The following is a 15,381-nucleotide window of genomic DNA, read 5'->3' on the forward strand; positions in this document are numbered from 1 at the left end:
TCGGCCCCCTCAAGCCCCAACTGGAAGCGACCACTTCGCTGCCGGTCAGCGCGCCAGAGGAGCCGGCGACGGCGCTGGCTCGCGGCGCGGCGCTGGCGGCGGCACACGCGCCGTTGTTCTCGTCGTCGACCGCGGCGCTCGCGTACGCGCAGGATCCGGGCACCGGTGCGGTCGACCCGTATGCGGTGACACCGGCGTACCGCCCGATGCCTGACGGCGCTGCCGCAGCGGGCGGCGACGCCCTTGCCTACAGCGCCGTCGCCGGCTCCTCTGGCGCGCTGACCGGCAGCGAAGTGGTCGCTTCCAGTTGGGGCTTGAGGGGGCCGACGTCCACGCCCGACCCGATTAGGAAAAGCCCGTCCGGGCGTGACTCGAGGGTCTGCATGTCGCCGACCATCGCGGCCAACTCCGCGGCGGGGTCACCGCTGGTAAACGGCTCGCGGCGGGCCTCGACGACCGATCCGTCCGCGGAATCGACGATGGCCGTCGTCGCCGCGTCGGGTTCGACGAACAGCAGGCCCGTTCGGCCGTAACCATTGGCGCTGCCGACGCTTTGGGCCAGCGCGGCGGCGGCCAGAAATGCGGACACCAGCATGACGTTTTCGATCTTGCGGGCGGCCAGCGCGTCGCGAAGCGCGGCGGCCTCGAGCTGATCGGTCCAGGTCACGCCGGTCGATGCCAGCTGGTAGCCACCTTCGGCCGCGCCTTCTCGGGTGCCCAGGATCGCCGAGACCACCTGCTCCGGCGCGCTGGGCAGTGTCGCGTCGCCGTTGCCGGGCAGGGCGAAGTCATCCTGCTCGACGGTGGCGCCGTCGCCGTTGTCGCCCTCCACCAGCACCATCCGAACCGTCGACGGTGCCATCGACACGCCAAGTACGGTGTCCACTGCTCCTCCAAAGTCTTGCCGCCGTGAGGGTCCGGTTGGAGGAGTACCCGTTTTTTGCGTGCCCGAGGACCGGCGCTTAGCCGATGCCGAGGTTGAGTCCTGGGACCGGCAGCGGGATCTTGATGCCCGGTCCGCCGCCGTGGCCGCGCCCGCCGCCACGACCGTGTCCCCAGCCACCGCCGCCGTGGTCATCGCCTCGCGGTCGAAGGGGTGGTCCTTGCTGCGGCGGCGCCAAGATCTCGCCGAGCTGCGGCAGTACCGGTGGCAGCGGTGGTGGAGCTGGCGGCGCAGGAGCAGGAGCCGGCGCAGGTGCTGGAGCAGGCGCTGGCGCCGGCGCGGGAGCGGGTGCAGGCGCCGGGGCGGGAGCCCTGGCCGGTGCAGGCGGAGGTGGGGCCGCCGTGGGCGGTGGGGGTGCCGGGCTGGGCACGTGTGCCGACGGCGGTGGCGCAGGAGCCTTCTTAGACGGGGCGACGACGTTGTGTCCGATGTCGGGTCGTTCGCTGACCGACGGCCGGATAGTGAACGCCAGCGAAATGACCAGTGCCACAACGCCGCCGACGAAGATCGTCAGCACGCTGATGGCGGTCAAGAATGGCCTGCGACTCGGTGACTCGCCCTGCGCCAGCCGAAAGTCGAGCATGCCGGAATCCAGGTTTTCCTCTTGCTCGGCGAGGTCGCTGTAGGCCTCGGGCCCTTCTGCGGTGTAGGCCTCGGCGTCCTCGTCGGGGACCGCGCTGTACGCGAGCGCCCCTTCCCCCGCATCGGCGGGGACGTCCGCAGCGGCGGCGAGGTAACCGGGTGAGACGGCATAGGGGTCCACGGCGCCGGTGCCGGGGTCTTGGGCGTAGGCCAGCGCTGCGGTCGACGACGCGAACAGCGGTGCGTTGGCGGACGCCAGCGCCGCCCCGCGCGCCAGCGCCAGGTCGGGTTCTTCGGGCGCGCTCACCGGTAGCGACGTCGCGGCCTCAAGCGCCGGTCTGATCAACGGGATGTCCACCCCAGAGCCGACGACGAACAAACCGTCGGGGCGTTCCTCCAGCGCCTGGGCTTCGGAAGCCAATTTGACCAGCTCGGCAACGGCCTCGTCGTCGTCGTCGGGCAGCGGCCGCCGGTGCACGTCGAAGACCGACCCGTCGTCCGAGTCCACCACGGCCAGGGTGGCGGTGTCCGGCTGGACAAATAGCAGTGCAGTGTTCGCGTAGTTGGAGGCGTTGGCGGCCGCCTGCGCCAACGCGGCCGCGGCAAGAAATGCCGAGACCAGCATGACGTTTTCGATCTTGCGGTCGGCCAGCGCGTCGCGCAGCGCCGCAGCCTCGAATTGATCGGTCCAAGTCACGCCGGTCGACGTCAGGTGGTAACCGCTTTCGGCGGCACCTTCCCGGGTGCCCAGGATCGCCGAGATCACCTGATCGGTCGCGGCGGGATTTACTGCATGACCGTTGCCGTTGATCTCGAAGTCGTCCCGGTCGACGGTGGCACCGTCGGCATTTTCGCCTTCGACCAGCACCATCCGGACCGCTGAGGGTGCCATCGACACGCCCAGTACGATGTCCACTACTTCCTCCAAAGTAGTTTGCTAGCTACGCGCGATGGTAGGCAGCGCGTAACCCCTCCCCGCTGATCCTGTTACGTCAAGCCTACCGGCCCGCTCGTATTTCGCCGGGGGGCCGCGGCCGTGCGGTACCTCACTCGGCTGTACGGCTCGGCGTTACGGCTGGCTGGATTTGAGGAAGTTCTGGTAGGAGCGCGACGGTGTTGGGCCGCGCTGACCTTGGTATTTCGACCCGGCCCGCGCGCTGCCGTAGGGATGCTCAGCCGGGCTGGTCAACCGCAGGATGCAGAGCTGGCCGATCTTCATACCCGGCCACAGCGTGATCGGCAGGTTGGCGACATTGGAGAGCTCCAGCGTGATGTGGCCGCTGAAGCCGGGGTCGATGAAGCCGGCGGTCGAGTGGGTTAGCAGGCCCAGCCGTCCCAGCGACGACTTGCCTTCCAAGCGGCCGGCCAGGTCGTCGGGCAGGGTGCACAGCTCCAGCGTCGACCCGAGCACGAACTCCCCGGGGTGGAGCACAAACGGTTCGCCGTCGACCGGTTGCACCAGGCTGGTCAACTCGTCCTGCTGCTTGGCCGGGTCGATGTGGGTGTAGCGCGTGTTGTTGAAGACCCGGAACATGCTGTCGAGTCGAACGTCCACGCTGGACGGCTGCACCAGCGCGTCATCGAACGGGTCGATGCCCAATCGGCCGGCGGCGATTTCGGCTCTGAGGTCACGATCGGAGAGCAGCACGCGATGAGCGTATCGGCTGGGCTGGCAGCCGCGTTGCCGGTGAACGGCGCGGCGCCGGATGCTAGCCTTCGTCAAGCATCCGCGCCGATGTAGTTCAATGGCAGAACATCAGCTTCCCAAGCTGAATACGCGGGTTCGATTCCCGTCATCGGCTCCGATTTGAGCAGAGCGTCAACGCTGTTCGAACCGTTCGACTAGCCGGCGTCGCTGTCGGTGTCACAGGATGTCACAACCCGGTTCAAAGTTCTCACCAGCCGCCTTCAATCGCCGTCTTGCGGCCCAGGGTGATGTCAGATGGACACTTGCGGTCGGATAGTGAGTCAGCGCGGTGTCACATTGTCACAGTGTCACGCCGCTGTCCCGCACCTCCGTCCGCCCAGATCAAATCCGTATGGAACGGCGTGGCTGCATGACCGAGCGTGCGGCCTTAGATGGTGCAGACCATCGGCAGGTACGGGCGGCCGTCCGGGTTGACGTGTTACGTAAGCGACCCCCAGACCTAAGAGGGTGGGACTCAATCCCTGCGCCGAAGCCCGCCCCTACCGCCCTGGTAGTTAGCACAACTAGCCATAATTTTAGAAATATGTTGGCCCAAGGAAAGCATCGGACGCGCGCTCTGCTCGACGCTCGCCGGCAGGGCCGACTACTTCCCGGCGATATTCACTGAATATGCTATATTCACAGTCATTGTGAATATGCCGGAGATTCTGAATATTGAAGGGCCGCTGGAACGAGATGCTCTCAACATCCTCCACCAAATACCTGGCGTCACGACCGAGACGACAGTAGGCGGCCGCCATAGGGCAGACATCGTGGTGCGCGCCGGCGACGTTTCTCACGTCGTAGAGATAAAGACGCAGCGCGAAACGAACGCCGCTACTGCTCGGCAGCTCATCGAGCGCGCCCATCAACTTCCGGATGACACACACCTCCTAGTCGTAGCGCGAACTACGACCGAGGAAGCGCGCCGTCTCCTGGAGAATGCAGGCGTCGCGATGATCGATGCGCACGGCAACATGCGCGTCCAGCTGCCTGGCTTGTTTGTGTGGGCAGAGGGGCGACCAACGCCAGCGACAGGCAAGAAGAACTATGAGCCGCCGGTGAAGCTCACCGGCAAAGCAGGCGTAGCCGCACAAGCGCTGCTGCTTGAGCCGCTCCGCTGGTGGCAAGTCCACGATCTGGCGAATGCTGCCAACGTCTCAGTCGGACAAGCACACCGTGTCTTCGCTCGCCTGGAACGCGACCAACTCGTCGAAGTTCGAGGAGTTGGCCCCAAGCGCAAGCGCCGCGTCTCTAACCCGGCGGCGCTGCTGGATCTCTGGGCCGAGGAGATGCGTGATCGCCGGGTAAATCAAAGCCGGGCGTTCCGCCTCGCACGGGATAGCCGCGCTCATCCGCAGACCCTCAGTGGCCTTCTAACAGAGGCGAAGATCGATCATGCAGTGACCGGACCGGCCGGGGCGGCGCGCGTAGCTCCGTTCATCACCACTATTGCTGTCACTGACATATGGATTACGGAAACCGTGGCACTCGCCGACGCTGCGCAGGCTGTGGGCGCCGAAATCGTTGGGGAAGGCCACAACATTCTGCTCAAGCAAGCGGCAGGGGACACGCCTCTCGTCTTTCACATCACGGTGGAGCAAATATCGACAGTCAATCCATTCAGGTTGTACTTCGACCTGCGCCAAGACCCGCGGCGCGGGCGTGAGCAGGCAGACCGACTTCGCGAGGAGGTCATCGGATTTTGAGTAAGCGCCACTACAGCGACTACGACGAGGTGACGACAGCGCGCTGCGAACGAGCTCTCGTCACGGTGCTCGGCGACATCGGCCCGTGGAGCAACCGCGTGTGCCTAGCTGGCGGCCTCGCGCCGCGTTATATCGTCGGCACCCTTCCTGAGGGTGCGCGACCTCACGTCGGCACGACTGACATCGACCTGGTCATCGGACTGGCCGTCGAGGACGAGAGCCCGGAGGCGTACCGGACGCTGGAGAACAACCTCAAGAAGGCAGAGTTCAAGGCGGAGCATTCATTCCGCTGGAAGCGGACGGTCGAGGGTGTCACAGTCATCCTCGAATTTCTATGCGAGACCGACCAGGTCGATGCAGGCCAGATCTTCAAGCCTAAGCAAGGCACCGGCTCTGGCCTCGGCGCGTTCAATGTGCGCGGTGCGCAACTCGTCACGCAGGACTACTTCGAGTGCGTGATCGAAGCAGACCGGCTCGATGATGGCGGGAGGTCACGGGTCACTGTGCGCGTCGCCAATATCCTTTCGTACACGGTTTTGAAAATACTGGCCTTCCAAGATCGTCACGAGAACAAGGACTCCTACGACCTGGTCTACTGCTTGCTGAATTTCAAGGATGGCCCCGGCGACGCAGGGCGCACCGCGGCGCAAAGTGCAATCCACACCCACGAGCAGGTGAGCGAGGCGCTTCAGCTACTCGCCGAACGGTTTGCGTCGGTCGAGCAGGATGGTCCGCACGCCTACGCCGCTTTCCTCGCGGAGGCAGGCGACGATGAGGAGGCGGCACGGCTACGTCAGGAGGCCGTAGCTGTAGTTCGCACCTTTCTGGCAGCCGTTCTGTGATGTATGCCGCGACAAGTAGACGCCACGCTTTGAACCCCGCGCCTAGTAGCGTCTCATTTCTAAAGATTTGAGACATGTCCAACGAGATCGATTGCCGTTCGGAAGACGGCAGTCGTCTTGTCTCAAAAGTTGACTCAAAAACATCGTTGCAATAGTAGTGTTCTGAGACTTTTGAGACATAATCGAAGTATGACCGCCGCAGTTTCACCTCCTCAGGTGTTCAACTCGGATATGCCCGCGTCTCTACTGGCCACCAGTCACTCGATCAACAGGTCGACGCTCTCACGGCGGCAGGAGTCGATGCTGCACGCCCCTATTCGGACCGGCTTTCCGGCGCCTCGACCCGAGAGGAGCGTCCGGGCTTGGCCGCTCTGCTCGACTACGCACGCGAAGGCGATGCCATCGTTGTTGTCGGCATCGATCGGTTAGGTCGGAACGCAGCGGAGGTAATGACCACCATCCGCGAGCTTGGCGAGCGCGGGATAGTGCTGAGGTCGATCCGCGAGGGTATTGATTCGTCAACTGCCGCAGGGCGCATGGTGGCCGGCGTCCTCGCCAGCTTGGCCGAACTGGAACTGGAGTTAGGGCGCGAACCTCGCTCAGCCGCACACGCGGCACGACGGGCGCGTGGTCAGCACATCGGGCGGCCGAAGGTGCTCGACGAGAAGCAAGCCGCATTGGCTCAGCGCATGCATGCAAGCGGGGAACCTGCGAGCACCATTGCGGACACGCTGGGGGTGAGTCGGGCCACGGTCTATCGAGTGCTAGCTGGAAGGACATAACCGCAGGCAGACTGTCGTGAGCTGCCTACAGCAAGCTGATCTTACGATCGCTAAAGAGGAGCGATGGCAAAGCATCGCCCTGACTTAGTAGCCATGCGCCAAAGTCCGCCAGTCTGGGTTGTCGATCCGTGACGATCTTGATTTGCCGCCGGTCGAGCGCACTTGCGTACTTTAGGGCAACTAAATGTGCTCTGAGGACATCTGGATCGTGCTCCAGGCTGAGTTGGCCCTTTATCCATGCGATATCCCTAGCGCCGCGCTTGCGCCCAATAACGCAGGCCGCAACGGATCGGAGAAAAGAGGGTAGGTTTAAGTCTGTAGCATCGGCCCGCGCCAGATCTGCCCAGTCATCCGGAATGGAGCGTGCCTCAAGCATTGCCGCATACAACCATGTACGCAGGTAATAGGAATATGACCGCTGCTCGTCGTGCATGAAATCCCGCAGCTTTCGCTGAACCGAACCTCGCGTTATGAAAGGCCGAAGATATTGGCCGACTACTGATGCGAATGGTGCGAGGTGCTCCAATTTATCAAAAATAGTTCTAATAACATTAGCGTCTCTAATTCGAGCCAGGCGCCAAATTGAGAAACGGACACGAGTAGCATCGATACCTTTGCCCGCCAGGGCGCCCCGCAGGATTTTCTGCAGTAAAGGTCGCGCATCTGCATTTTCAGCATCGAAGATGTATGCTGCAGCATCCAGCTCGGCCGTATCCGATTCCGATAGGTATTCCTGGGCAGACAGTACTTTTGTCTTGTTAGGCGAGCAGCTCAAGCCGCGCTCTCTGCAGAACCGTTCAAAATCACGAACCGCAGCTATGGCTTGAGCTTTGGTTTCAGCCAGGATGCGGACATCGTCCATGTACCGTCGGTAAGTATAACCTCTCGATTCCATTGATTCATCTACAACAGCCAGATAGAAGTTGCCGAGTAAGCGAGAAGCATTCGGTCCTTGAGGAAGCCCAATTCCGTCCACAGTGCACCACTTTGACAGCATGATACGAAGTGTCCGTAGTGGGTCTCCCGAGATCCCGAGTGCTGACAGCTCCTCAAATAAAATATTGTGGTGAATGTGTTCAAAGTATCCGGTTATATCGGTCTGTGCTACCCAAACCAACCGCCCTCCGTCGATATCGGACCTTACGGCTCTAGAAAACTCTTTCCAAGCATTCGAAGGACGTTTGAAGAAATAGCGGTGATCGTTTGATAACCTTGATGAGTACACACTTCGCGAAATGGCGCTATCAATCGATTCTGCAAGGCTGCCAACTACGGCTTGATAGGCCAATCGATCAGCCATATCGAGCATGACGCCTGGCCGATTGGAGGCGACGGTCTTCGGCACGTCGAGTTTGAGAGCTGGCATAAATCGTCCGCTTGCGAGACGCTCCGCAGCCTCAAGGATTACTGCCTGTGGTTGATCGATAAAGTCGTGAAAGCGCACCACTTCCGGCACCCATAACTCAGATACATCCACCCTTTTAACGTATTGCCAAGCCTGCTCTACGTCGTACGGAGAGCTCGCGGACTTTGGCCGCCGGGCTTGACCAGGCCGCGCAAGCTTCACCGACTGCTTGTCGATCAGCCACTGCTTACCGATTTTGACTGCGTCGATCTGGCCAGTTACGCACCACCGACGGACCGTCGCAACGGAAGCACCCGACAACTCAGCCGCTTCCTCCACCGTCACCTTCTCTGGTGATCGCACGCGCTCATGCTAGTTGAGCGGTTACGCTCATCGCAAGCGTGTGGCTTGAGGTCGGCCGGCCCAATCGTCGGCGACAATCTCTCAAGGCGGAACCGACGTACCCCGCAGTTCGGCGTCCCGGTCTCTTACGGTGGCTCGACACGTATAGCGTCCTCAGCAGCTTCGATAAGCGGCGCGAACGACCAACTGTCCCGACGCTCTGACATGCGAATTCTCAGTTGCCCAGCGCAGTCCACCACCCCAAACGTCCAGTACGTAAAGCTCGCATCGAGGAGGTCGGCGCGACTGGGGAGGGGAACCCCTTTGGCGGCTACGAATCGTGAGACTGCAAAGCGCCCCCGGCGGGCGCACTGTTCGCCGAGGGCGCTTCTAGCTGCTGCTAGCCGGCCCTGAGAACGACTCGCTCGCCGTTGCTGATCGCGGTTGCGATCCTCGTCAGTTCGCCATCGGGCATCGACCCGCCCCAACTGGCGATCTCACGCTCCAATTCGAATGTGATTTCGGCGACCGACCGCCCTCTGAGGCGCTCGAACAACGCATCCATCGTCGGCTGGTGATCTTCAGCGAACTTCTGCATCATCGGTTGAAGCTCACGCTTAAGCTCGTCTTCCCAGCCGGGGTTCCATTCGATTCTTGTCGCCACGTCACACCCGCTGCGAAATCGTCGTATTGGGATGACGCGCGGCCGTGGAGTTTTTAACGAACCGTCTCGTCGCAGCGGAGCGATTGACCGTCGTCTTATTCGACGTGCCCTTTCCCACTTTCTCGGTCGTGGTCGTCTTAGGATTGCGACTAGCTGTCGCCTTGCTCACGAAGCGCCCCGAGCTCGCGCTTCTATTAACTCTCCGCGCCATTACGGCACACCTCCTCGGGCCGACGTGGCCCATTCAGCGAGCACTACGCAGGAGATGCGCTACAGTCAGTGGCCTAGCTTCCCAACTAGACACCAGCCCTGGAGCGGCCCCCACACCCTGGAGATTGCCCCGGGGCTTCGGTGCTCTATAGGACAGTTTAGGACCCGATGGCGTAACTTGAAAGCTATTGAATTACACGCCTGTTAGTAACTTCTGGCAAACCTGTGAGCAACTAGCTGAGGTGCTGTGGATAACATGTAAGCCAGCCTAGTGCCAATCAATATAAAGATCGTGCTCTGACCTGCCTAAGGTGCAGCTAAGACAATTTCCTAGCTCCATTTAGCTGGCTTAGCCAGGCGAGTGGAGCGGGGACCGTCTCCGCACCGCATGGGCCACTGACCCTCCCGCGATGGCTATGGGCGACTTCGACGAGCGATCCTGATGTCACGAAAATGTCACAAGTCCAGGCGATATTGCCGGACGACGCTGAACTTCCTCGGACGCGTTTCTACTGGGAGCGATCATTAGCGAACACACTGATACCGAGGTGGATCTGCTGAATCGACTTCCCAAGCTGAATACGCGGGTTCGATTCCCGTCATCGGCTCCAGATTGATCAGGGCGTCATCGCGCGTCACCGCGCGAGTTCCGCCTCTGCCATCCGCTGTGCATTGGGCGGCGACACGCCGACAACGCCATCCCTGACTACACGCTCGAATCCGTGAGCGCAGACTCGGCCGGCGCGACCTGTCGGGGTCGGCTCGCCGTAGCCAAAACGTGACGAAGACTTGACCGAATTGCGAACGCGCCCTTGCCGTTCCACTCTTCAGGCACCTCTACCATCCCTATTACAACCCTGTCAATTAAAAGGAAACAGACTCATGCGGGCGATTGTTCGTTGCGCTCTTGTTGTGCTCGTGATCGCCGCGGGCATGGTCGTGGGGCCGGCGGGTGAAAGCCCGGCGGCGTACCAGTCGCACGGTTTCACCATCGCATCGGTTTTGCCGGCTCAGGGCGCGGTGGTGGGTGTGGCACACCCCGTGGTGGTGACGTTCGGCGCGCCCGTCGTCAACCGGCGCGCGGCCGAACGTGTCATCGGAGTCAGCTCGGTGCCCGCGATGACCGGCAAGTTCGAATGGCTCGACAGCGAGGTTGTGCAGTGGACCCCCGACCGATTCTGGCCGGCGCACAGTGCAATCGCACTCTCGGTGGGCGGCGTCTCCAGCCAGTTCAAGACGGGTCCCGCCGTCGTCGGTATTGCCGATATTTCGGCGCACACGTTCACCGTGAGCATCGACGGGGTCGAGGCAGGACCGCCGCCTCCACTACCCACGCCGCACCACCGCCCTCACTTTGGAGAAACAGGGGTACTGCCGGCCTCCATGGGTCGGCCGCACTTCCCCACGCCTGTCGGCACCTACACGGTCCTGTCCAAAGAACGCTCGGTAACCATGGATTCGAGCAGCGTCGGCATCCCCGTCAACGACCCCGAGGGTTATCACCTTTCGGTCGATTACGCCGTCCGTATCACCAACCGCGGCATCTTCGTGCATTCAGCTCCGTGGGCCGTCAATTCACTTGGGCTTGAAAATGTCAGCCACGGCTGTATCAGTCTGAGTCCCGACGACGCAGAGTGGTACTTCAACACGGTCCACATCGGCGACCCGGTGATTGTGCAGGAATCAGGAATCGAGCGACCACACCGGCTCAACTGACACCAGGCTTCGCACTCACCTGATGTGCGGGTAGCAGCGCGCCAAACTGCTTGTAACTACCGGCTTTTGGACAGCACGCGGCCAAAGCTGTTGAAGCGGTGCCCGTCTAGGTGACGCCCCAGGCAAGCGGCCGTCGTGGCCGCAAGTCGTCACCGCAAACAGGACGGACCCGCTGGTCGGAAACCAGCGGGTCCGTGCGGCCGGGAGAGGATCAGTGTCAGCTCGCGCCCCCAGCCGCAGGACCGGCCGGAACCGGCTCACCGGGCACTGGGCCGCCAGCCGGCGCCGGACCAGTCGGCTCGCCCTTACCCGCGTAGGCACCCGACATGTCGACGATTGGAGCACCAGCCGGGGCGCCCCCGAGCGCGATCAGCGGTGCACCGGCCGGCACCACCGGCGCTACTGGCAGCGGAGCCCCGATCGGTAGCGGCGCGCCAATCGGGACCGGCGCACCGACCGGCAGCGGCCCAGGAACGGCCATCGGAACACCAGCCATATCTGTGACTGGCGCGGCGGCCGGACCGCATGAGTCCGCAGCACCGGCGGCGCCCGCTCCTCCTCCCGCGGCGGCTCCCGCTCCGCCCACGGCGGCCGGCACTTCGCCGGCCGAGCCCTGCACGCACGCGGCGCCGCCCATGGTGAACGGGGCGGCAATTGCGTGCGGGCTCAACGCTATAGCGGCTCCGCACAACCCAGCGCTGGCAACTACTTTGATCTCGAGCCGATCAAAGATCGTCATCACCCTCAACTCCTCTATTTGCGCTCAGATATTCCGAAATTTTGATGGTGCAGCAGAACCACATAGCCGTACCGAGGTCGTACCTCGACGACCGACTTCATTGTTTGCAACAGGTGTGGAATACGGGCCGTGCCGCGCCGCGCCGTGTCCAAATGGTGACGTTCGCTCCGTGGAGAAGCGCGCAGGGTTAGGGCAGCGCAGCGCCGATCTTGGGCGCCGGCACGCTTTTGCGGTCCACCACCGCGCGCGCCGGAGAACAGACGGCGTAACCGGTCAGCGCATGTAGATTTCGCCGCCGGTGGGGTAACCGCCTCCGGTGGTGGTGATGTGGACGTGGTCGTAGTGGCCGTATCCGGACGATTGTGGCCCGTTGGGCGTGTAGTAGGTGCCGCGCCAGATGGCGTCTTGCAATCCGAACCGTTCCCCGTTTTTCAGCGCGAACGCGACGACCTCGTTACCGAGCGCGATGCCTTCGGCGCTCCCAGGGTTGGGGATCATCACGTCGAGCGCCAAACCGTTGGGATGCCACCGCAACGAATCGGGCCGGACGCCGCCGATGCTTTGAATCTCGGGGAACAGCGCGCTGATACTGCGCGCGACCAGGATCGTCTTGACCTGTAATCCCTGCTCTGGAGCCACCCCGACGGGCAACAGTTCCGGGGCACGCAGATCAATGACCCGCCATCTCGATGCGGCCATCGTGTCGTCGGGAACCGAACCTTCACCCGCCGGCGCCGACGCAACTGCGATCGGTGTTCCGCCCACGATCTCCAGGCAACACCCCGCACCATCGTCGGCTACCGAAGCGGCGTCGCCGACGGGTCCGAATGACCGGGCGCTTCCGCCGAGGGCAAAGAAGACGGCGCCCGCGCCGATAGCGGTAGCCATGATTGCCGGTGACTTGCGTCGCTTCGTGGCTAATCGATGCCGACCCACGGCAAGCCACTTTACGAGCAAAACCGGTAATAGTCACAATTTTGTAACGGCCGGAAAGCGCCCGCGGCGACGCACCGCGTGCAGATCAGGGCGACGAACTGCGGTTTTACAGGCGGCTGGCGGCGAAATCCGCGCCCTGGTCCACCATGCCGTTCACCGGGTAAAGAAGGTGCGCGGCGCCGGGCTGACCGGGTGGCGCGCCATTGCAGACCGTGTCATCCGGGGCGCACAACTCCAGGGTCTTGGCTTGATACAGCGGACCAATCGTGATGGGCGGCGCTCCGGCCCCGCGCAAAAACTCGTTCGACGGCGTTCCGAACAGAACCACAGCGGCGACGTGGTTAGCCACTTCGGCAGGCAGCGGCTGGGGCACATACGACACGTACTCCGCGGGCACTTCCTTCGGAACGCTGGGCGAAGTGACGAAACCGGTCACGGCGGCGCCTTGGGAGTATCCGCCGAGCACCATTCGGGTGTTAGGGCAGTTCGCGGCCGTGGACTCGATGTGGTTACCTTCGTCTCTGATTCCGTCGACGAAGGTTCTGGCGAATTCGATCCCGCCGCCGAAGTCGCCGCTGGCCTGGTAGTTGACCGGATACACCCCGACCGATCTGCCGCCGACTTTCGACGTCAGCGAGTCGACGAAGGCCTGCCCCACGCCGCCCACGCCGGGGGGCTCACCGGTACCCCGGGCGAACAGCACCTCGACGTCAGGACATGGCTGTGCCGCCGCGACGGGCGTGGGTACGCCCAGAAGCGCCGCCGCGATCACCACTGCCGCAGCTGGAACGACGCGGCTGAACCGGCGCGCCCGGATGGCACGGATCCACTCGATGCCGTTCATTTTTACCCCCCGCCGTGTCGCGTCAGCGACCCCCGACCCGATCTGAACTTACGCTGCGCTCGGGTATCTTCCCGGTTTTCGGCGAGATAAAACCAACTCCAAGCTCAGAAGACGCGGACCCAGTCGATGAGCATGTCCGCCGGGTACGAACCCGAGGCGGGATCGCCGCCACCGGATCCGCCGACCGCAAGGTTCAACACCGGGAACATCGTGTAGTCGGGGTCGTTGAACGGCCATTTGCGGATCGGATCGTTGAGGTCTTCGATGCCGATCGCCGGAACGCTGAAGTACGGCTCGGCGCCGTCGACGTAGTCCTCCCAGAAGTAAAAACCGGTCGCATTCCATGTGACGCGCCAGGTGTGCCAGCCGCCGTCCACCCCGATCGGATGGGTCTCAAACGCGGTGCCGTACGGGTCGGCGTGCACGGTGGTTCCCGACGGCCACTCCCCGTTGCCGTACCACTCGAGCAGATCGACTTCACCTTCACGGCCGGGAAAGTCGTTGGACAGCCACCAGGCCGGCCAGCAACCGCCGGTGAGGCAGTTGAGCTTGATCCGCGCTTCCCACGTGGTTCCGATGCCCCCGCGCCAGTTGCCGTGCACCAGGCCGCCGAAGTAGGCGTCGCCGTCATGGGTGGCGCGCAGCACGAGGTTGGAATTGCCGTCGAGGAATACGTTTTGACGGCTGTCGCGGTATTGCCCGAAGAACTCCGGCCGATCCCAACCGACGGGGTTCTTGATCGGGGTGCGGTGGTTGGACACCGTCCATTTGGACGGATCGGGCGCCGAGCCGGCCGGGCCGTCGAACTCGTCGTGGAAAAGGAAGCCCCCCGTCGTCGCACCGGGCGGCGCCGAGGGCGGTGGCGCCGGTCGGGACGGGTTAGCACCGGCGGTGGGCAGCGGGGTCGCTGCTGCCACGGCGCCGATTCCCAGCATCAACATCACGTTGCGACGATTCATCTCAGGCACAGACGAATGAAACCATGTGCCGGTGGGGGCGCGCATCACAATCCGGTCACGCGCCGCCTCAGAGTCGTGGGTTAAGGTCTCTCGTCGGAATCGTCGAGGACGCTGACCGCGATGCCGTAGGGCAAAAATCGAACCTTGCGCGTCGGGTCGGTGTTGTTCTTGTTGGCGCGCAGCGCATCCAACTCGGTGGCATACACCTCTTCGACGCGGGCGCCGCCCTGGGCGTCGACGGTGTAGATCGCCCAGACCCCGTCACCGGCTTCGCCGGTGGTTTCCGGCTGGGTGCGCGAGCGCCGGGCCAGGTCTTCGAAAAGCGCGGACCAGCCGGCGCGTTCGCCGGGAACCGTGACGAACCGGCTGAAGCGTTCGAACGCGTCGCGCAATCCCTCACCCGCCTCGCGGATTACCCGATCCAAGTCGTCGGGATCGAACCCGAACGGACCGTTCTCTCCCATGACAGCTCTCCCGTTATGGCGCCGGCGGTGGCGGCGGCGGCGGATTGATCGGTATCGGCACCGTCACGAATGGCAGGTGCAGGTACATCGTCATCGGCGGCAGCTGAGGAGCCGGCGGCGGCGGCGGAGCGGCCGGTGGCGGCGCGGGGCGCGGCGTTGGCGTCGGCGAACGCACCGCTGTTCGCGTCGTCGACCGCGGCGCTGGCCTACGCGCAAGATCCCGGAACCGGTGAGGTGAACCGCGACGTCATCGCACCGGCCTACCTGGACGTTTCGGCCAATGCCAGCGTGGGCCCCGACGCCCTCGCATACAGCGCCGTCGCCGATGAGGACGACGACAGCAGCCCGCGGCGTCGGCCGTTCCTGCTGGTCGGTAGCGGAGCGGCGGCCATAGTGGCCATCGGTGTTGTGGCGGTGGTGGTTTCGCTGGCCAGCGATGTGCGGCCGTCAGTCGGTCAACGGCCAAACCCCGACGGCAAAGGCGTCGTCCCGACCGCGCCGGCGACTGGCGGACCGGCGGGTTGACGACTTGCTGCGGCTGCTGGCGCACCACGGGCGCCGGTTCGGGGATGGTCTCCGGCGGCGGCGGCGGAGCGGCCGGTGGCGGGGGTGCGGTA

14 protein-coding genes, 1 tRNA gene and 1 pseudogene are annotated in these 15,381 nt (G+C 63.6%); 6 read left to right on the forward strand and 10 right to left on the reverse strand.

The genetic code is table 11. From position 1 onward, the window contains the following. Nucleotides 1–247: 247 nt before the first annotated feature. The 3 genes from A5707_RS23705 to dcd form a co-directional block, all read right to left on the reverse strand. On the reverse strand, nucleotides 248–886 hold the full coding sequence (locus tag A5707_RS23705; RefSeq protein WP_156657619.1) for a DUF7159 family protein: 639 nt from the start codon (nucleotides 884–886) through the stop codon (nucleotides 248–250). A gap of 76 nt (nucleotides 887–962) precedes the next feature. Beyond that, on the reverse strand, nucleotides 963–2,441 hold the full coding sequence (locus tag A5707_RS06275; protein WP_419866393.1) for a DUF7159 family protein: 1,479 nt from the start codon (nucleotides 2,439–2,441) through the stop codon (nucleotides 963–965). 153 nt (nucleotides 2,442–2,594) lie between these two features. Then, nucleotides 2,595–3,173 carry a dCTP deaminase gene (dcd, locus tag A5707_RS06280; protein ID WP_065013656.1) on the reverse strand — a complete coding sequence of 193 codons (579 nt, stop codon included), beginning with the start codon at nucleotides 3,171–3,173 and terminating at the stop codon, nucleotides 2,595–2,597. Between the two features lie 83 nt (nucleotides 3,174–3,256). On the opposite strand from dcd, the gene A5707_RS06285 reads away from it, so the two are divergent. The 4 genes and pseudogenes from A5707_RS06285 to A5707_RS23055 all read left to right on the forward strand — a co-directional run. After that, nucleotides 3,257–3,327 (forward strand) — tRNA-Gly (locus tag A5707_RS06285). A 541-nt stretch (nucleotides 3,328–3,868) separates the two neighbouring features. Next, nucleotides 3,869–4,921 carry a type IV toxin-antitoxin system AbiEi family antitoxin gene (locus tag A5707_RS06290; protein WP_065013657.1) on the forward strand — a complete coding sequence of 351 codons (1,053 nt, stop codon included), beginning with the start codon at nucleotides 3,869–3,871 and terminating at the stop codon, nucleotides 4,919–4,921. After that, nucleotides 4,918–5,763, forward strand: a complete 846-nt coding sequence (locus tag A5707_RS06295) for a hypothetical protein (RefSeq protein WP_065013658.1) — start codon at nucleotides 4,918–4,920, stop codon at nucleotides 5,761–5,763. The genes A5707_RS06290 and A5707_RS06295 overlap by 4 nt, the downstream gene beginning before the upstream one ends. 215 nt (nucleotides 5,764–5,978) lie before the next feature. Then, nucleotides 5,979–6,545: pseudogene (locus A5707_RS23055) on the forward strand (recombinase family protein); the annotation flags it as partial. A 25-nt stretch (nucleotides 6,546–6,570) separates the two neighbouring features. Here A5707_RS23055 and A5707_RS23060 read toward each other — a convergent pair. Further along, the gene (locus A5707_RS23060; protein WP_082969288.1) at nucleotides 6,571–8,253 is read right to left on the reverse strand and encodes a reverse transcriptase domain-containing protein; all 1,683 of its coding nucleotides are present in this window, start codon (nucleotides 8,251–8,253) and stop codon (nucleotides 6,571–6,573) included. A gap of 379 nt (nucleotides 8,254–8,632) precedes the next feature. Further along, nucleotides 8,633–8,896 carry a hypothetical protein gene (locus A5707_RS06310; RefSeq protein ID WP_082969289.1) on the reverse strand — a complete coding sequence of 88 codons (264 nt, stop codon included), beginning with the start codon at nucleotides 8,894–8,896 and terminating at the stop codon, nucleotides 8,633–8,635. A 1,092-nt stretch (nucleotides 8,897–9,988) separates the two neighbouring features. Between A5707_RS06310 and A5707_RS06315 the strand changes: the two genes are divergently transcribed. Then, on the forward strand, nucleotides 9,989–10,822 hold the full coding sequence (locus tag A5707_RS06315; RefSeq protein ID WP_065013662.1) for a L,D-transpeptidase: 834 nt from the start codon (nucleotides 9,989–9,991) through the stop codon (nucleotides 10,820–10,822). 217 nt (nucleotides 10,823–11,039) lie between these two features. On the opposite strand, the gene A5707_RS06320 is transcribed toward A5707_RS06315, so the two are convergent. From A5707_RS06320 to A5707_RS06340, 5 genes are all read right to left on the reverse strand, one after another. Further along, nucleotides 11,040–11,561, reverse strand: coding sequence for a hypothetical protein (locus A5707_RS06320; protein WP_065013663.1), 522 nt, complete (start codon nucleotides 11,559–11,561; stop codon nucleotides 11,040–11,042). A gap of 273 nt (nucleotides 11,562–11,834) precedes the next feature. Beyond that, on the reverse strand, nucleotides 11,835–12,497 hold the full coding sequence (locus tag A5707_RS06325) for a hypothetical protein (protein ID WP_065013664.1): 663 nt from the start codon (nucleotides 12,495–12,497) through the stop codon (nucleotides 11,835–11,837). A 106-nt stretch (nucleotides 12,498–12,603) separates the two neighbouring features. Next, nucleotides 12,604–13,341: a cutinase family protein gene (locus A5707_RS06330; RefSeq protein ID WP_082969291.1), complete on the reverse strand. Its 738-nt coding sequence runs from the start codon at nucleotides 13,339–13,341 to the stop codon at nucleotides 12,604–12,606. A gap of 104 nt (nucleotides 13,342–13,445) precedes the next feature. After that, nucleotides 13,446–14,345, reverse strand: coding sequence for a glycoside hydrolase family 16 protein (locus tag A5707_RS06335; protein ID WP_156657622.1), 900 nt, complete (start codon nucleotides 14,343–14,345; stop codon nucleotides 13,446–13,448). 35 nt (nucleotides 14,346–14,380) lie between these two features. Further along, complete coding sequence (locus A5707_RS06340) at nucleotides 14,381–14,764, reverse strand: hypothetical protein (protein ID WP_065013666.1); 384 nt, start codon at nucleotides 14,762–14,764, stop codon at nucleotides 14,381–14,383. A 69-nt stretch (nucleotides 14,765–14,833) separates the two neighbouring features. Between A5707_RS06340 and A5707_RS06345 the strand changes: the two genes are divergently transcribed. Continuing rightward, a complete protein-coding gene (locus tag A5707_RS06345; protein ID WP_065013667.1) occupies nucleotides 14,834–15,289 on the forward strand; it encodes a hypothetical protein in 456 nt (151 codons plus the stop codon). The last annotated feature ends 92 nt before the right edge of the window (nucleotides 15,290–15,381 follow it).

It is taken from the genome of Mycobacterium kyorinense, from assembly GCF_001672775.1.
GTDB classification, from domain to species: Bacteria; Actinomycetota; Actinomycetes; order Mycobacteriales; family Mycobacteriaceae; genus Mycobacterium; species Mycobacterium kyorinense_A.

Coding starts and splice junctions, on each gene's coding strand:
- A5707_RS06330 (WP_082969291.1), bottom strand. CDS start 13,341: ATGAACGGCATCGAGTGGATCCGTGCCATCCGGGCGCGCCGGTTCAGC.
- A5707_RS06335 (WP_156657622.1), bottom strand. CDS start 14,345: ATGCGCGCCCCCACCGGCACATGGTTTCATTCGTCTGTGCCTGAGATG.
- A5707_RS06290 (WP_065013657.1), top strand. CDS start 3,869: ATGCCGGAGATTCTGAATATTGAAGGGCCGCTGGAACGAGATGCTCTC.
- A5707_RS06340 (WP_065013666.1), bottom strand. CDS start 14,764: ATGGGAGAGAACGGTCCGTTCGGGTTCGATCCCGACGACTTGGATCGG.
- A5707_RS06315 (WP_065013662.1), top strand. CDS start 9,989: ATGCGGGCGATTGTTCGTTGCGCTCTTGTTGTGCTCGTGATCGCCGCG.
- A5707_RS06320 (WP_065013663.1), bottom strand. CDS start 11,561: ATGACGATCTTTGATCGGCTCGAGATCAAAGTAGTTGCCAGCGCTGGG.
- A5707_RS06345 (WP_065013667.1), top strand. CDS start 14,834: ATGGCAGGTGCAGGTACATCGTCATCGGCGGCAGCTGAGGAGCCGGCG.